This is a genomic window from Aquimarina rubra, assembly GCF_042684305.1.
Lineage (GTDB): Bacteria > Bacteroidota > Bacteroidia > Flavobacteriales > Flavobacteriaceae > Aquimarina > Aquimarina rubra.
Genome location: NZ_JBHULE010000019.1, coordinates 1589212 through 1607873, shown reverse-complemented (window position 1 = coordinate 1607873; position 18662 = coordinate 1589212). Strand labels below are relative to the sequence as shown.

13 protein-coding genes are annotated in these 18662 nt (G+C 35.1%); all 13 read right to left on the bottom strand.

All coding sequences use genetic code 11. The features are described 5' to 3' along the window. Positions 1-5: 5 nt before the first annotated feature. The 13 genes from ruvA to nrfD all read right to left on the bottom strand — a co-directional run bounded on the left by ruvA (position 6) and on the right by nrfD (position 18657). The gene (gene ruvA, locus ACFSR1_RS15505; RefSeq protein ID WP_378293929.1) at positions 6-587 is read right to left on the bottom strand and encodes a Holliday junction branch migration protein RuvA; all 582 of its coding nucleotides are present in this window, start codon (positions 585-587) and stop codon (positions 6-8) included. Positions 588-712: 125 nt separating this feature from the next. Beyond that, on the bottom strand, positions 713-3028 hold the full coding sequence (locus ACFSR1_RS15500; protein WP_378293928.1) for an NADP-dependent malic enzyme: 2316 nt from the start codon (positions 3026-3028) through the stop codon (positions 713-715). Positions 3029-3168: 140 nt separating this feature from the next. Next, the gene (locus ACFSR1_RS15495; protein ID WP_378293927.1) at positions 3169-5112 is read right to left on the bottom strand and encodes a trehalase family glycosidase; all 1944 of its coding nucleotides are present in this window, start codon (positions 5110-5112) and stop codon (positions 3169-3171) included. Between the two features lie 15 nt (positions 5113-5127). After that, entirely contained in the window at positions 5128-6846 is a 1719-nt protein-coding gene (locus tag ACFSR1_RS15490; protein ID WP_378293926.1) for a sodium:solute symporter, read from the bottom strand. Between the two features lie 210 nt (positions 6847-7056). Then, the gene (gene queG / locus ACFSR1_RS15485; protein ID WP_378293925.1) at positions 7057-7980 is read right to left on the bottom strand and encodes a tRNA epoxyqueuosine(34) reductase QueG; all 924 of its coding nucleotides are present in this window, start codon (positions 7978-7980) and stop codon (positions 7057-7059) included. Between the two features lie 6 nt (positions 7981-7986). Then, entirely contained in the window at positions 7987-9309 is a 1323-nt protein-coding gene (locus tag ACFSR1_RS15480; protein WP_378293924.1) for a cytochrome P450, read from the bottom strand. A gap of 31 nt (positions 9310-9340) precedes the next feature. Then, a complete protein-coding gene (ruvB, locus tag ACFSR1_RS15475) occupies positions 9341-10363 on the bottom strand; it encodes a Holliday junction branch migration DNA helicase RuvB (protein ID WP_378293923.1) in 1023 nt (340 codons plus the stop codon). Positions 10364-11375: 1012 nt separating this feature from the next. Next, entirely contained in the window at positions 11376-13196 is a 1821-nt protein-coding gene (locus ACFSR1_RS15470; RefSeq protein ID WP_378293922.1) for a cytochrome c oxidase subunit I, read from the bottom strand. A 44-nt stretch (positions 13197-13240) separates the two neighbouring features. After that, positions 13241-14317 (bottom strand): cytochrome c oxidase subunit II, encoded by a 1077-nt coding sequence (locus ACFSR1_RS15465; protein ID WP_378293921.1) that lies wholly within the window; start codon positions 14315-14317, stop codon positions 13241-13243. A gap of 33 nt (positions 14318-14350) precedes the next feature. After that, positions 14351-15697 carry a quinol:cytochrome C oxidoreductase gene (locus ACFSR1_RS15460; RefSeq protein WP_378293920.1) on the bottom strand — a complete coding sequence of 449 codons (1347 nt, stop codon included), beginning with the start codon at positions 15695-15697 and terminating at the stop codon, positions 14351-14353. A 35-nt stretch (positions 15698-15732) separates the two neighbouring features. Further along, complete coding sequence (locus ACFSR1_RS15455; protein WP_378293919.1) at positions 15733-16380, bottom strand: c-type cytochrome; 648 nt, start codon at positions 16378-16380, stop codon at positions 15733-15735. Between the two features lie 5 nt (positions 16381-16385). Beyond that, entirely contained in the window at positions 16386-16925 is a 540-nt protein-coding gene (locus ACFSR1_RS15450; protein WP_378293918.1) for a DUF3341 domain-containing protein, read from the bottom strand. 4 nt (positions 16926-16929) lie between these two features. Continuing rightward, positions 16930-18657 carry an NrfD/PsrC family molybdoenzyme membrane anchor subunit gene (nrfD, locus tag ACFSR1_RS15445; protein ID WP_378294517.1) on the bottom strand — a complete coding sequence of 576 codons (1728 nt, stop codon included), beginning with the start codon at positions 18655-18657 and terminating at the stop codon, positions 16930-16932. Between the last annotated feature and the right edge of the window lie 5 nt (positions 18658-18662).

Below are 18662 nucleotides of genomic sequence, written 5' to 3'. Positions count from 1 at the left end.
TGCTTTTATAAATTTTTTAGTGCTTGTTTAATAATATTTTCTACAGTTTCAGCGGGGTTGGTTTTTAGGATTTTGTCAACAACTTTACTTACTAGTTTTCGATTAAATCCAAGGGTTTCTAAAGCAGATAACGCTTCATCCTTATTAGTATTGTTTAGGGATACAGAAAGTTCATCAATATCATAAACTTTAAGAATTTTATCTTTCAAATCTATAATTACACGTTGAGCGGTTTTTGCTCCAATACCCTTAATGGATTGTATAGTTGCTACATCATTAGATGCAATGGCTTCTTTAATCTGGTCGGGATGTAAGGAGGACAACATAGTTCTGGCGGTACTAGCTCCAATTCCGGAAACAGAAATTAAAAGCCTGAAAATCTCTCGCTCTGATTTTTCTGCAAAACCAAATAAGGTATGCGAATCTTCTTTTACCTGCAGATGTGTAAATAATTGTAAGAGTTCCTGATCCGGTAATAGAGAAAATGTATGCAATGAAATATGCAGCATATATCCTACTCCATTACAATCTATTATTACCTCAGTAGGATTTTTTTCTACAAGTCGCCCCTTGATTTGTGTAATCATTAGTTAAATGAATGTTAAGCATCCAAAAGTAATAAAATTATACTACAATGCCGTTTAAAAAAAAAAGCTTCAAAAACACATCATCTTTGAAGCTTATTAAACTATTAAATCTGCCGTACTATTTCTTACTGTATCTCCCCAGAAACCAGAGAAAACATCTCTTTCTCTCTTTTTTCTTTCTCCTGGGCATCAATAACTGCGACAGCAGCAACATTCACCATTTCTTCAACGCTTGCTCCTAATTGAAGAATATGAACAGGTTTTTTCATCCCCATCATTATTGGTCCAATAGATTCTGAGTTATTTAGTTCCTTAAGCATTTTATAAGTACTATTCGCAGAATCGAGATTAGGAAATACCAATGTATTTACCTTGCGTCCATTTAATTTAGAAAATGGAAATTTATCTTTACGCATATCTCTATTCAGAGCAAAATCCATTTGTAATTCTCCGTCTACAATAAGATTAGGATAGTAACGATGTAAATAGGAAACTGCATCTTTTACCTTAGAGGCATTGGGGTGTTTTGACGATCCAAAATTGGCATATGATATCATAGCAACAACAGGATCGACACCAAACATCTCCACAGTCCTTGCTGTCATCTGCGCAATTTTTGCTAATTCCTTAGATGTAGGATCAATATTGATAGAAGTATCACTTATAAATAGAGGACCTTTATTAGTCATCATCACATTCATAGTTGCAATACGGGTCGCTCCTTTAGCCAATCCAACTAGCTCTAACATTGGTTTTAACACCGTAGGATAACTTCTGGAATACCCTGATAGTAAAGCATCTGCATCTCCTTCATTGACCATCATTGCAGCAAAATAATTACGCTCACGCATTAATCGCTGTGCTCCATATAAAGTTATTCCCTTTCTTCTATGATCCTGCCAGTATTTCTCTGCATATTTGTTTTTTCTATCAATTTCTTCATCTGCTTTTGGGTCAATAATGGTAACTCCGTTAGGATCAAAATCAATCTCCTTCATTAATTCCAGAATGATATCTTTTCGTCCTAATAAAATAGGAAAAGCGATTCCTTCTTCTTTTACGGTTTGCGCTGCTTTTAACACATCCAGGTGATCTCCTTCTGCAAAAACAACTCTTTTTGGACTTGATTTAGCGCGATCCATTAACAACCTTACTAATTTATTATCATTCCCCATTCGCTCTAATAAGTCACTTTCATATTTATCCCAATCCTGTATCGGCTCTGTTGCGATACCGCTTTCCATTGCTGCTTTAGCAACGGCAGGAGGCACTTTAGCAATTAATCTAGGATCAAAAGGTTTTGGTATGATATAATCTTTTCCAAAATTGAGTCGTGTTTCTCCATAAGCAATATTTACCTGTTCAGGTACGGGCTCTTTCGCTAAATCTGCCAACGCTTTAACCGCTGCCATTTTCATTTCTTCATTAATACCTTTAGCTCTTACATCCAATGCTCCTCTAAAGATAAAAGGAAAACCCAATACATTATTTACCTGATTAGGATGATCACTTCGACCTGTCGCCATAATAATATCCTTACGCGTTTGTATTGCTAAATCATAGCTGATTTCGGGATCAGGATTTGCCATTGCGAACACTATTGGATTATCAGCCATAGACAATAACATTTCTGGCTCTACCAGATTAGCCATCGACAATCCGATAAATACATCTGCATCATTCATAGCATCTTCTAGCGAATCAATATCTCTATCTGTAGCAAATTCAGCTTTTTCTGAAGTAAGGTTTTCTCTATCTTTACGGATCACACCTTTGCTATCCGTCATTACTATATTTTCTGATTTTGCTCCAAAGGCCTTATATAGTCGTGTACAAGAGACTGCTGCTGCCCCAGCTCCACTAACTACTATTTTTACTTTATCGATATCCTTTTCGGCAATTTCTAACGCATTTAACAATGCTGCTGCAGAGATAATAGCTGTTCCGTGCTGATCATCGTGCATTACAGGAATATCTAACTCTTCCTTAAGACGTCTTTCGATTTCAAAAGCTTCAGGAGCTTTTATATCCTCTAGATTAATACCTCCAAAAGTTGGTGCAATATTTTTTACAGTTTCAATAAACGCATCTACGTCTTTGGTATCCACTTCTATATCAAACACATCGATATCCGCAAAAATCTTAAACAACAACCCTTTTCCTTCCATTACGGGTTTTGATGCTTCGGGGCCGATATCTCCCAATCCTAAAACTGCTGTACCATTAGATATAACAGCAACCAGATTACCTTTTGCAGTATACTTGTATACGTTTGCTGTATCTTTTTCGATTTCCAAACAAGGTTCTGCTACTCCGGGAGAATACGCCAGTGACAAATCTCTTTGGGTTGCATATTTTTTGGTGGGTACTACTTTTATTTTACCAGGAGTGGGTTTTGCGTGATAAATTAGTGCTTCTCTTCGTTTACTTTCGATACTCATACTAAATCAATAAAAATTGTGTGCAATACAAAGGTACAAGTCTGTGCGAGATGCAAAAGGCAAAACACAGTTATCTTCAAAAAAATTAAAACTTCAGAAAACTATCTATCTTTTTATGAATTATATTGTGAATTTATCACTTATTTACCTTTTCTGATAAAGATATCATCAGGATCTACAAGTTGATCTAATTGAGATTTTAATTTTTTATCTAAAAAACTTAAGCCTAACTGATAGGATGCATTCATCCAGCCAAATCCACTAGGAGTTATATAGTCAAACTCTGTACCCACGTTGCCATATTCGGCATATACTTTATGTGTACATTTCACGACATCATATTTTTCAGGAATAGTGCCATTAAAGTTCACTGCATTTTTTGTGATCATCCACAACCATCTATATACTAGCTCCTGTGCTTCTTTTTCATATCCGTAGTTGATAAGACCTCTCCAGATCATCATTTGGTGTGGCGCCCAACCATTAGGGTAATCCCATTGGCGTTGAGGAGCATTAGGATCTTCTTTATTTGAGATATCTGTGGTTGCAGCAATACCGCCTTTCTGAACTAAATTATTAAATAAACTATTTACCAAAGATGCAGCCTGTTCTTTGGAACATAATCCTGCCCAAAGTGGATAATAGTTAGTTGCAGATTCTATTTTTTGTTGTGTTTTGGAAAGAAAATTATAGTCATAGTAAACTTCTTTTTCAGCATCCCACAACAAATTGTTTATGAGTTTTTTTCTTTTCTCAGCTTTAGTCAACCACATAAAGGATGTATATTTTGTGTGATCAACTACAAATATATCTTGAAATGCTTCTCTAATCAGATAGGCGATATCCTGTTCGTATTTATATAGCAGACTATTTATCCCGACAGTATTTAGATGCACACAAACATCATCTAATCTATTAGAGGTATCGTGACCACTTTCTCGCATAGATCTGTCATGAGTAAAATACAAATCAAGCTCCTGATCCTCTATTTCTCCGGAATTATATTTTTTGGTAAACTCCTCCAAACTTAGATCGTATTTTTCTGCATACTTATTTAATATAAAGTCAAAATGGCCTGCTTCTGTTTCAGGCGGAATTCCAATCCCTTCTCCGTAAAAACGACTTAATCCAGTCTCTGTTAGACGCACTCCTTTTTCCATCCATACGGTTTCGTATTCTTTTATGATCATCTTTAAATTGTTCGATAACCAGTCTCTCGAAACTTTAGGGTTTTGCTCGTATATTTCTCTGACCAAAGAACTAAAAAAAGGTGGCTGTGTTCTGGTAAGATAATAACTTCTGTTAGCGTTCAGAATCTTTCCATAATGCTCGATTTGATATCCAAAATTATCTGCCATAGACATGGCAAGATCAGCTCTGTCGTCAATCAATAATCCTACCGATTCGAAATAACTATCCCAACCATACATTTCGTTAAATCTTCCACCAGGAACTACAAACGGCTTCGCTTGATAATTACCCTTTTCATCTTTACTGTGCGCTAAATTTAAAATACCAGGAATTTCGTTTAACGTCTTCACATATTCTGGTGTAATATCCTCCGGAAGCGTTATTATTTTAAGCTTAGGAATTTCTGATTTTATAGATTCAAAATACGTAATAGCTTCTTGATCTTTATAAGGCACATACAATCTAAAACTATCTGTCTCCGATTTGGTATCCTCTAATACTTTTGCTAATCCGTTTTTATCAACTGATCTGGTAAGGTTATCCCAATATCTGGTCTTTATTAGTCTTGAAATTCTATGACTTGGAGATTCTGTTATTTTATCTAAGGAAATCGTATCTTCTTTTTCGGCTATCGCCAATTCCTGAAGCAAATTAGATAAATGATAGGTTCCTTTTATCAAGTTTGCTTCTCCATTTGAATCGACAAATTCAAATTGTTTTGGCCCCTTATCATCAACCGTTATTTTCTTATCTCCATCCGTATCTTCCTGAAGAATTAGTTTATCCAAAGTTTGCTGATGGCCTAAATACGAGGTTTCCTTTTCATCTGTACAGGTTACAAATAATGCAGGAAGCATCAGAAGCACTATATATTTAAACTTTAAATTTAGCATATTCAATGTTTTGTATTACCAAAAGAAACCAACAACCACGGCAGTTACTATCAAAAGGATGACAGATAAAATCCTGTAATTTTTATACCAAGGTAATCCCACCAGGTCTTTAGATTCTTCTATAAACATTTCTCTTTTATAGGTATACTCCTTGATTTGTTGTTCGGATTGAGGTTTAGTAGTCAAACTTACAATCATATGTAATGCTACACATATTACGAACAACCAAGTAGCTTTTGCTAAGAAATGTAATTCGTTTACGGCAGGAACCCAATCGAATGTCTGAGATAAAATCATTAAAACTGCTAATGAAAAACCTGTAAGCAAACTAACTATGGATCCATTTCCATTAGCACGTTTCCAAAATAATCCTAGTACAAACGTCGAAACCGCCGGTGGACAGGTATACGCAATTACTAACTGCAAATATGTCCATAAGGAATCACTTACACTTTCAATAAAAGGAACCCAAGAAATAGCCAATACTACTAAAATTACTGTAGTAATTTGACCTACCCGTACTAATTGCTTACTGGTAAGCTCAGGTTTTAGTTGTTTTACAAAATCCATTGTTACTAATGTAGACGCAGAATTAAAAGTTGCGGAAACCGAAGACATCATTGCCGCCATTAGTCCTGCTACTACTAATCCTAAAACCCCTACTGGTAATAACTGAAACAATAGTACCGGATATGTAAGATTAGGGCAATCCGAAAGGTTGTTACAAATAGTACCATCGGTCAGCGCATAATTAAGACCTGTAATATCTAAAGTACTAAATAGTAATAAAGCTAATACTCCTGGAACTACCATAATAAAAATCACTGGCAACTTAAGTAACCCTGCAAATAATGCTCCCCAACGTCCGTGATTGAGATCTTTAGCTCCCAAAACTCGTTGTACCATAAATTGATTATTTGCCCAAAAGTAAAATCCAAGTAATGGAACTCCAGTTAACAATCCCCACCACGGCATAAATTCATCATTATCTGGTCTAACAAGACTAAAGACTTCATCAGAATTTGCCGGTATATATTTTCCTTCTGCTAAACGGTCTCCAAAATTCACTTCTCCAGCAGATAACATGGTATCCAGTTTTGCCATCATTCCTGACCAGCCGCCTCCTAATTGCTCAAAAGCAAAATATGTTAGTAAACAAGATCCTATAATCAATAAAATTGCCTGTATCACCTCTGTTTGGATTACAGAGTTTAATCCTCCTGGAATTGTATAAGCTGCTGCTGCAACGGCTAATATCACTAAAATCAAGGTAGAATCCATAGAAGGAAACAGCAATGTCAATACGATTTTACCAACATACAAGCCCGCTGCAGTATCCACTAAAATATTTCCTACAACAGTAATAAATGAAAAATAATAGCGGGATCTTTTATCGTATCTTCTTTCTAAAAACTCAGGCATTGTATACACACCTGATCTTAGATAAAATGGAAGAAAGAAAATCGCAAAAAAGATCAGTACAACAACAGCAAACCACTCATAGTTATATACATTTATATTTGTCTGATACGCATCTGAGGCTAATCCGACTAAGGTAGAACTAGAAATATTAGCAGAAAACAAGGCAATCCCGACAATAGGCCAGGTCATAGTTCTTCCTCCTAAAAAATAATCTTCTGAGCTTCCTCGTTTTGATTTTGAAATTCCATAGATAATAATCCCGATGAGATACACTACAATGACTGTAATGTCGATATAAGATAATTCATTCATGTGTGAAATGTTTAATGCTTTATATACCTTTTCAGCCTCTTAGAAATTCTAAGTTTTAAGTAATTATGAGTTAAAATTACTTAAATTTTTAGCCAAAAATCTGATGAATATACAAGTTTATCCTAAAATTATTAACGTTTTTATACCAAAAACAAGTAAAAACAGGTATACAACCGTTTGTATTATGAAATCTTCAAATAATAAAAGCTTTTATTTCAAAAACTGAATATTTCGGCTTAACCCTGAAAACTTAGTTCGTTTCACTGCAGATTTTTGAAATACTTTTGAAAAAACTTCTTGGGTGATTTCTTCCCAATCCTTTTTAGTCATTTCCAGTATATCTGGTTTAGGGTTGAAAAGAGGTTCATTATGTGGTTTCGAAAACCGATTCCAGGGACACACATCCTGACAAACATCACAACCAAACATCCAGTTATCAAACTTTCCTCTATAATCAGAAGGAATTTCTTCTTTTAATTCGATGGTAAAATAGGAAATACACTTGCTACCATCTACTACATAAGGGTCTACAATTGCTTGCGTAGGACAAGCATCTATACAAGCTGTACATGTTCCACAATGATCTGTTACCGGGGTGTCATATTCTAATTCCAGATCAACAATCAACTCTGCGATGAAGTAGTATGATCCTACTTTTTGAGTTAACAGATTACTATTCTTTCCAATCCAACCCAAACCACTTTTTGCAGCCCATGCTTTATCTAAAACGGGTGCAGAATCCACAAATGCTCTTCCGTGAACCTCCCCTATGTTTTCTGAAATAAACTCCTGAAGTTGTTTTAGTTTATGTTTTATTACATGATGATAATCCTGACCATATGCATACTTAGAAATTTTAGGTGCATCCGGATCTTTTTGAGTTTCAGAAGGAAAATAATTCAATAATAAGGAAATGACACTTTTTGAGCCTTCAACCAGCTTAGTAGGATCAAGGCGTTTGTCAAAATGGTTTTCCATATACGACATCTGTCCTTGCATATTTTGGTTCAACCATTTTTCTAAACGAGGTGCTTCTTGTTCTAAAAACTCAGCCTTACTAATACCACAAGAGAGAAAACCTAAGCGTTTTGCTTCGGATTTGATTAATTGAGTATGCAAAGCTGTATTACTCACAATATTTTATCTTTTTTCAAATCTCAATATCGCGTTTACCGGTTTTAATGTGATCAATGGTTTTATCTTTATCTCGGATATCGAAGTAGAAATTTTATACTTTCTTACTAACTCACTAACCGTATAAATCATTTCGTACATTGCAAAATTACTACCTACACACATTCTTGGGCCGGCTCCAAAGGGAAAATACCAATCAGAATACTCTTTTTTATGATCAGAATGAAAGCGATCTGGTTCAAAAACCGACGGATCCTTCCAAAAATCTTGATGTCTATGTATCTCAAAAAATGAAATTAGAATAGTCGTTCCTTTTGGTAATAGTATATTATTATACGTATCATCTTCTATATTAACTCTATCGGAGAAATACGCCGGTGGATATAAGCGCATAGCTTCCTCAATACATTGTGCTACATATTTACTTTTATCAAATTGCTCCATTAATGTCAAATCTTCTGAACCAAGCGCCTGAACTTCTTTGTATGCTTTGTCTTGAATCTTGGGATGCAACGCTAATAAACTTAGACAAAAGGATAAGACATTTGACGTAGTTTCGTGTCCAGCCACAAATAGAATGAGTATTTCATCAATCAACCTTTCATTATCCATGGCACTACCATCCTCGTATGTTGAACTTAATAACATATCCAAAAGATCATCATATGAGTCTTTTGAATTTCTTCTTTCTTCAATGATATTGTTCAGTATATTTCTAGCTTCCTGAGTTAAGGTGAGTGTAGTTTTAATCTGACCACTAAGATGAAACCACCATCTTTTATAAGGTTGTCTAATTTCTCTTATTAAGGATTTCTGTGCAGCTTCAGTAATATGCTGAAGTCTAGCCATAGTGTCTCCTGTATCTGTGTAGCTAAACAAAGATTTTGCAACAACCTTAAAAGCTAAATCATTCATTAACGGATAAATATCAATGGTCTTATCCGGTTCTATTCTAGTGATTTCTTCTCTAATAGTTTGTCTAATTGTTTCTGCAATCAGATCTATCTTTTTTTTGTAAAACGCAGGTTGAATTAGTCTTCTTTGCTTCAACCAATGCTCACCATTTGAAGTCAATAAACCATTTCCTATGTACTTCCCTAGGTCTTTTGTCTGAAGCGACGACTTATAATACTTTCGATGTTGATTCTGTAGCATATGCTTTGCAAAACCAGCATCTCTGGTAAAAATTACTGATTTCCCAAACCCCAAACTTACTTGAAAAACGTCTCCATGTTTTTTAAAATTCTCGTGATGAAATGGCAATGGGTTACTTAAAATCCTTTTAGCATTTTTTAGAACCTTAATAAAGGAGACTTTTGGGATTACCATACTTCTTTCTGTTATTAATGGAAGATTTAATTTAGAATAAACCTCCCTGAATTCCTCCTTTAACACGCCCCAGATGCTTATACGCTGCTTCTGTGACCTCTCTACCTCTAGGTGTTCGCATAATAAACCCTTGTTGAATCAAAAAAGGTTCATATACTTCTTCTATAGTTTCAGCACTCTCACTTACTGCAGTTGCTAAGGTTGTAATCCCTACGGGGCCTCCTTTAAACTTATCTATAAGTGTTGTTAAAATCTTGTTGTCCATTTCATCAAGACCGTGTGCATCTACATTAAGTGCTTTAAGAGCGAATTTAGAAATCTCTATATCAATGCTCCCGTTACCTTTGATTTGCGCAAAATCCCGCACTCTACGCAGCAATGCATTAGCTATCCTTGGTGTCCCTCTACTTCTTCCCGCTATTTCTATGGAGGCTTCCATTGATATAGGAACATTTAATATATGTGCACTTCTTTCTACGATGGTAGCTAACAACTCTGTCGTGTAATATTGTAATCTGGACTGAATCCCAAAACGAGCACGCATCGGTGCTGTTAATAAACCGGATCGAGTAGTCGCTCCTACAAGAGTAAATGGATTTAAGTTAATCTGAACTGTACGTGCATTCGGACCACTTTCGATCATGATGTCAATCTTGTAGTCTTCCATTGCCGAATATAAGTACTCTTCCACAATTGGGCTTAATCGATGAATTTCGTCTATAAATAACACATCTCTATCATCAAGATTGGTTAACAAACCAGCTAAATCACCAGGTTTATCTAAAACGGGTCCTGAAGTAACTTTAATTCCGACTCCTAGTTCATTGGCAAGAATATGTGCTAATGTAGTTTTACCTAAACCAGGAGGTCCATGAAACAAGGTATGATCCAACGCCTCATCTCTTAGATTTGCTGCTTGAACGAAAATTTTTAGATTTTCAAGCACTTGATCCTGTCCAGCAAAATCTTCAAAAGCAAGTGGTCTTAAAGCTCTTTCTATATCTAAGTCTTCATTAGAAAAGTTTTCGCTTGACGGATTTAGATTTTCGTTCATAAATAACAATTTTCTATATTCTTCAACAAAGATAACATACTAACCGTGAAAAATTATTTTGATTTAACATCAAATCTTTCAAAGGGGTTTTCATTCATTCTGAAATCACATTATTATACTGATTCATCAAATAATCCAAACTATACAAAGCTCTATGATACTAAATAAAATTAGCGTTATTACTTTCTTTTATTGGCTTAGCATGTATCAAAAATTTAAGATAGAAAAACATTGCAATAATATCCGCCGAATATATCACCGCTTCAAAAACTGAATTATGATAATACAACTCTTGGATAGGTACCAAAGCATTTACCAAAATACAACTACTTGCTGCAATCAATAAATAATAAGAGTGTGTATGATGATTTCTCAAATAAATTATAAAGCAGCACGCTAAAAAATAAAATAATGAAATAATTATTAGTATAGCATAACCAATTGATTCCTTAAAACCAGGCATTGTCATATTAAATATTGAAAAGGCGAGGTAAATAACCAACAATAAACTTATTAAAACTGAAGGCGAAAACACCTCTTTGTATTTAATGCCTCTGAAAGAAATAAATGGAAATAACAAGTAAGAACATAACGAATAATAGAGCGGTAATAAAATACCTATATAGTCGAAAAATCGCTCAAAATCGCTTAAGACCAGAACATCATTTACTATTATGATTATGATAATAAAAGGATACAAAACCCTAACTTTTTCTATATTTTCAAAATAGATCCAAATCAGTGTTAAAGATGAAATTGGTTTTATGAAAACCAATTCTTCGTTACCAAAAAATAACCCACAAAAAAATACTATTACGATAGTTAGATAACAAGAGATATGTGCTGGGGAAATAAAATTCAATTATAAGTTGTTGTTTTAATATGACTAAAATGTAACTTTTACACATCACTAAGTTACTATTTTCAATATTGTAACTAAAAACCATCTTGATTTAAAAAGAGAAAGCCCTTTTGACACTGGTCAAAAGGGCTTTCTCTTTTAATGATATTTTTAATGATGCATCTCTTCTTCACCATCTTGTAATGGAGTGATTTGAGAAACGAAATCTTGTCCAGGGATTACATACTCACCATCTTCTCTGGTTTTACTATAGTCATAAGGCCATCTATATACGTGAGGAATAGCTCCAGGCCAGTTACCGTGTAAATGTTCTACCGGAGTAGTCCATTCCATAGTATTGGATTTCCAAGGATTTTGTGTTGCTTTCTTTCCGTAGAAAATTGAATGTATAAAGTTATATAGGAATACTAATTGTGCTGCTGCTGTAATTAAAGCAAAAACAGTAATTAACACATTCGTATCTGCCAAATCATCAAAGTACGGGAAATAGCTATTTGTATAATACCTACGTGGTAATCCTGCCATACCAATGAAGTGCATCGGGAAGAATACTCCGTAAGCACCTATTGCTGTTACCCAGAAATGTACATATCCCAAGTTCTTATTCATCATTTTACCATACATCTTAGGAAACCAGTGATATACTCCTGCAAACAAACCATATAATGCAGAGATACCCATTACCAAGTGGAAATGTGCTACCACGAAATATGTATCGTGTACATTAATGTCTAAAGTACTATCTCCAAGAATAATCCCTGTAAGACCTCCTGTAATAAATGTAGATACTAATCCTATAGAAAATAACATTGCAGGATTAAGCTGCAGATTACCTTTCCATAGAGTTGTTATATAATTAAATGCTTTTACCGCAGATGGTATTGCAATCAATAGCGTTGTAAATGTAAATACCGAACCTAAGAATGGATTCATTCCGGAGATAAACATATGGTGACCCCAAACAATTGTAGATAAGAATGCAATGGCTAAGATCGAAGCAACCATCGCTCTATATCCAAAGATAGGCTTACGAGCATTTGTTGCTATAATTTCTGATGTTATTCCTAATGCAGGTAATAATACAATATATACTTCAGGGTGACCTAAGAACCAAAACAAATGTTCAAAAAGTACTGGTGAACCTCCTTGATTATGTAATACTTCTCCAGCGATATAAATATCACTTAAATAAAATGAAGTTCCGAAACCTCTATCCATTATAAGTAACAAAGCTGCAGATAGTAAAACCGGGAATGATACGATACCAATAATAGCAGTTACAAAGAACGCCCAAATAGTTAATGGCATACGGGTCATTGACATCCCTTTGGTTCGTAGATTAATTACGGTAACTACATAATTCAATGAACCTAGTAAAGAAGATGCAATGAAAATAGCCATAGAAACTAACCATAACGTCATTCCTGTACCAGAACCACCAATTGCTTGAGGTAAGGCGCTTAGAGGTGGATAAATTGTCCATCCAGCAGATGCAGGTCCTGCCTCAGCAAATAAAGACAACACCATTATAACACTACTTAAGAAAAACAACCAATATGATATCATGTTTAAGAATCCAGAAGCCATATCTCTTGCACCAATCTGCAAAGGAATCAGAAGGTTACTAAACGTACCACTCAAACCGGCAGTCAATACAAAGAAAACCATGATGGTACCATGAATGGTTACCAATGCTAAATACATACTAGGGTCCATAACACCATCTTCACCAAACTTTCCTAGTAAAACTTCAAAAACAGTAAACTTGTGATCAGGCCATGCCAATTGTAATCTAAACAGTAAAGACATTGCAATACCAATAATCCCCATAATCAAACCAGTAATCAAATACTGTTTGGAGATCATCTTATGATCTTGACTAAAAATGTATTTAGTTATAAATGTCTCTTTATGATGATGTCCGTGATCGTGATCTTCTGCGTGACCATCTACGTGTGCTATTGCTGACATACAGTAATTCTTTTAATAAAATATATTAATTCTTCTTTTTCTTCTTAGTTACTTGCCTGAGCTGATAATTGCTCTTTAAAAGTCTGTTGCGTTTTCAACCAAGCGTTGTAATCCTCTTCTGACTCGACTACAATTTTCATTTGCATATTGTAGTGAGAAGCGCCACAAATTTTATTACATAATAAGTAATAATCAAATTCATAATTCTCAAGAGCTTCATCTCCGGCCGCCACCAACTGCTTGCTCTTTTCTCTTCTAATCTTATTAATAGTAGCTACCTTTTCTACCATAAACTCGCTATTACGCATTTCTTCAGAAGTCATGGTTGGTGTATATGAAAATTCTGTTATCATACCAGGCACTACATTCATTTGAGCTCTAAAAAAAGGCATATAAGCAGAGTGCAATACATCCTGAGAACGCATCTTAAAAATTACCTTTCTATTAACAGGTAGGTGTAACTCGTTTACGATCTTATCATCCATTCCATAAGAATCAGAAGCGTCTAAACCTAATGTATTTACTCCCTCTATAAAACGAACATTTGCTTTTCCTAACACGTTATCTTCTCCTGAGTATCTAGCTCTCCAATCGAATTGATACGCATAAAGCTCTATAATCAAAGGATTTCCTTCTTCTTCATCAATATTCATGATATCAGTCCAAGTAAACAATCCGTATATGATCAATCCTGCCAAAACAATCACTGGAATAATTGTCCAGATAAATTCTAATTTATCATTGTCTGCAAAAAATAACGCCTTATTGTTTTTATTTCCCCTATACTTATAAGAAAAGAAATGTAATAGTCCCTGTGTAATAATCTGAACAAACATGATTAACACCATAGAGATTAACATTAACCTATCATACTCTACTCCATGTTCTGAAGCAGATTCCGGAAGGAAAAAGCTATTATATTGTACAAAACAAAATATTGTCAAAAGGTATATGAATACAACAAAAGCAAGCATCAACTTACCTTGTAAGTTATTATCCTTGTCATTAGCTACCTGAGAATCATCCGCACCTTTAGCTTGAGACAATTTCAATATTTTTGACATCTGCCATAAGGAGATTCCAATAAGCGCTATAACTACTATGGTTAAGAATACAGTCATTTTTTATCTATCTTCTTTTTTACGATCTAATTTTTAATAATGAAAGTGTTTACTTTCTTCGATATAAGGATTACCCTTAGCTAATAATGGTGCTTTGGTAAGTGCTTTAAATACTACAAATAAGAATAAACCTAAGAACAATAATACAGCACTAATTTCGGTAACACCAATGAACCAGGATTCTCCTACTGTTGCAGGCATTACCATATTGAAAACATCCACATAGTGTCCGCATAAAATAATGACCCCCGCCATTACAACAAACCAGTTAATACGTTTGTAATCGCTATTCATTAATACTAATAATGGGAATATAAAGTTCATCACTAACATCCCGAAGAATGGTAATTTATAATCTTCAATACGAGTAATGAAATATGTTACCTCCTCAGGTATATTAGAATACCAGATCAGCATAAACTGTGAGAACCATAAGTACGTCCAGAATATACTAACACCAAACATAAACTTAGCTAAATCATGAATGTGACTATTATTAACAAATTCTAAGTATCCTTTTGACTTCAAGTAGATTGTAATTAAAGCGATTGTAGTAATACCAGATACAAATAAACTAGCGAATACATACCAACCAAATAGTGTACTAAACCAGTGCGGATCAAAACTCATAATCCAATCCCAAGAAGCCATAGACTCGGTGTATATAAAAAACACTAGGAATCCGGCTGCAATCTTAAAACTCTTTTTGTACCACTTATTACCAGTTGCATCTTCATCTTGCTTTCTGGAGTACTTAACAGCAAAATGTCTATATAACATCCATCCACCTAAGAAAAATGCTGCTCTAAAAATAAACCAACCACCATTTAACCAACTAGCTTTTCCTTGTAATAACTTATCATGAGCAACTACTTCTGGATCTGCCCATACAAACAAATGATTTATATGGAAACCTGATAAGGCAAGTATCACAAAAAGTATGATCCCTCCAGGAACTAAATATGCCGTAATCGCCTCCATCACTCTAAATAAAACTGGAGACCAACCTGCTTGTGAAGCAAACTGTATCGCATAAAATGCCAATACACCTAATGCAATCATAAAAAAGAAAAACGCTGCTACATACAATGCTGCCCAAGGCTTATTCTGTAATTGATGTAAAGTGTGCTCATAATGAGCATCTCCACCGTGTGCATCTTCTTTTCCATGAGTTTCAGTTCCATGCCCATCTGTAGCATGTGTATCTGTTGTTGCGTGCGTATCACCATGTCCACCTCCATGAGCATCGTGTTCTGCCATCATTTCTTTTACCTCTTCGATAGTACTTGGAGCCGAAACGAAACCTATAGTAAGCCCAATTGCACCAACAACCACAAGAATGATAGAAAATAATTTTAATTTACTTGATAGCGTATACATATTTTTATAATATCGTTATTCTTAACTTTTATTAATTAGTGAGTTTCTTCAATTACTTCGGGTCTCTTCTCTACCGCAGGAATTAAATTTGAAGGAGCATCACTTTCTTTATCAATTCGCGCTGTTTTACCCTCAAGATCAGCCTTTAGTTTCTGAACATACTGTACAATCTGCCAGCGTTCGAGCTCATTGGTCTGAGAAGCATAGGATCCCATAGAATTTATTCCGTAATACATTACGTGATAGATACTACCCTCTGTAATAGCTCTACCAACATCATCATAGCTAGGAACACCAAGAATTTTTTCTCTTTGCACTAAAGTTCCTTTTCCATCCCCTTTACTTCCGTGACAAATTGCACAATAGATATCATATAAAGCTTTACCCGCTTCCTCATTTTCTTTTGTGTAACGAATTGGATTCTTTAAGGAATCCTTCGCTAATTGATAACCCTCGGGAGCATTCTTATAATCATACGGCATCCACCCTCTTGGAACAGAACCCACTACAGGTAGCATTGCTTCCTGACCTCCTGGAAAAACATCGTACTCACCATAAGCTTCATAACCTATTGGTTCATACATATTAGGCATATACTGATAATTTGGTTTTGAATCTTTTTTACAAGAAACAATACTTATCATCATTATTGCAACTACTATTATATTTAAACTATTCTTCATTATTACTAATGGTTATCTTCTTGCTTATCTATTACTTTAATTTCAACAGCACCTGTATTACTTAAGAAACTTGTCATTGCATCCAGATCGTGACTCCCAGCATCTACTTCCATCAAGAAGTGATCATCTGTAGTTCTTACATCAGGATTTTCAGCTTCTTTAAATGGCCACAACTTACTTCTCATATAAAAGGTAATTACCATTAAATGCGCTGCAAAGAATACTGTAAGTTCGAACATAATTGGAACGAAAGCCGGCATATTTTCGATATAGCTAAAACTTGGTTTTCCTCCGATGTTTTGAGGCCAATCTTCAATCATAATGTAATTCATCATGGTGATTGCCACTGTTAAACCAACACATCCATACATAAACGATGTTATTGCTAACCTAGTTGGAGCCAATCCCATTGCTTTATCAAGACCGTGAACAGGAAAAGGAGTATAAACCTCTTCAATATGATAATGTTCTGCGCGAACCTGCTTTACAGCGTCCATTAGGACATCATCATCTGTATATAATGCATGTATAACTTTAGATGCCATACTTCTAGTTGTTTTTTAATTTTTCAGCTTGCCCAGCCCAATCATCGCGTTGTGCTCTTCCTGGGAAAGATTCTGTGATACTATCTAATAAATTGTATTCTGTTTCAGTCATTTTACTTACCTGATCAAAAGTAAATATACCTAGTTCGTTAAGTTTAACCTCCATCACTGGACCAATTCCATTTATCTTTTTAAGATCATCCGGCTTCTGAACGTTTGCATCAAAAGAACCGATGTTACCTAATAAACTATCCAGATTCTTTTGGGTATCTTCTGAATCCATATCTTTTACAATCGTTTCTGAAGAAACCTTAACTCCAACCTTTGGAAGCTCATCTCTGTGATCTATTCCTGCTTCTCTAAGTTTTTTATACTTCTCACCAGATGATTTCAAAATAGTTTTTACTTCTGCTTGAGCAATCACAGGGAATGTACGTGCATATAATAAGAACAATACGAAAAAGAATCCTATGGTACCGATAAATATTCCTATATCAACAAACGTAGGAGAAAACATCGTCCAAGATGATGGTAAGTAATCTCTGTGAAGCGAAGTCACAATAATTACAAATCGCTCAAACCACATTCCAATGTTTACCACAATAGAGATGATAAATGAGAACATTATACTCCTTCTTAATTTTGGGAACCACATAAACTGTGGTGAGAATACGTTACAAGACATCATCGCCCAGTATGCCCACCAGTAAGGTCCAGTTGCCCTGTTCAAGAATGCATATTGTTCGTACTCAACACCAGAGTACCAAGCTACAAACAGCTCTGTAATATACGCAACACCAACTATAGAACCCGTAATCATAATTACGATGTTCATCAATTCTATATGTTGTATAGTAATGTAATTCTCAAGGTTAGATACCTTTCTCATTATGATAAGAAGTGTATTTACCATTGCAAATCCTGAAAAGATCGCACCTGCCACAAAATATGGAGGGAAGATCGTTGTATGCCATCCCGGAATCACTGATGTAGCAAAGTCAAAAGATACAATTGTATGTACTGAAAGTACTAATGGAGTTGCCAGACCTGCAAGCACTAGAGATACTTCTTCAAAACGTTGCCAATCCTTAGCTCTACCACTCCATCCAAATGAAAGGATACCATATATTTTTTTATTGAAAGGTGTAATTGCACGATCTCTAATCATAGCGAAATCAGGTAACAAACCAGTCCACCAGAATACCAATGACACCGAAAGATAGGTTGAGATCGCAAATACATCCCAAAGCAATGGTGAGTTAAAGTTTACCCACAAAGAACCAAACTGATTCGGAATAGGTAATACCCAATATGCCAACCAAGGACGTCCCATATGTATGATAGGGAACAAACCTGCCTGAATAACCGAAAATATGGTCATCGCTTCTGCAGATCTATTTATCGCCATTCTCCATTTTTGACGGAATAACAATAGTACTGCAGAAATTAATGTTCCTGCGTGACCTATACCTACCCACCAAACGAAGTTGGTAATATCCCAGGCCCATCCTACTGTTTTATTTAATCCCCAGGTTCCAATACCTGTTGATACTGTATAAATTATACAACCTATTCCCCATAGGAAAGCAAAAAGAGCGATAGAAAACACAATCCACCAAGATTTATTTGCTTTACCTTCAACTGGTGCAGCAACATCCACAGTTACATCGTGGTACGTTTTATCGCCAGTTACTAAAGGCTTTCTTATAGGTGCTTCGTAATGAGACATAATCCTTT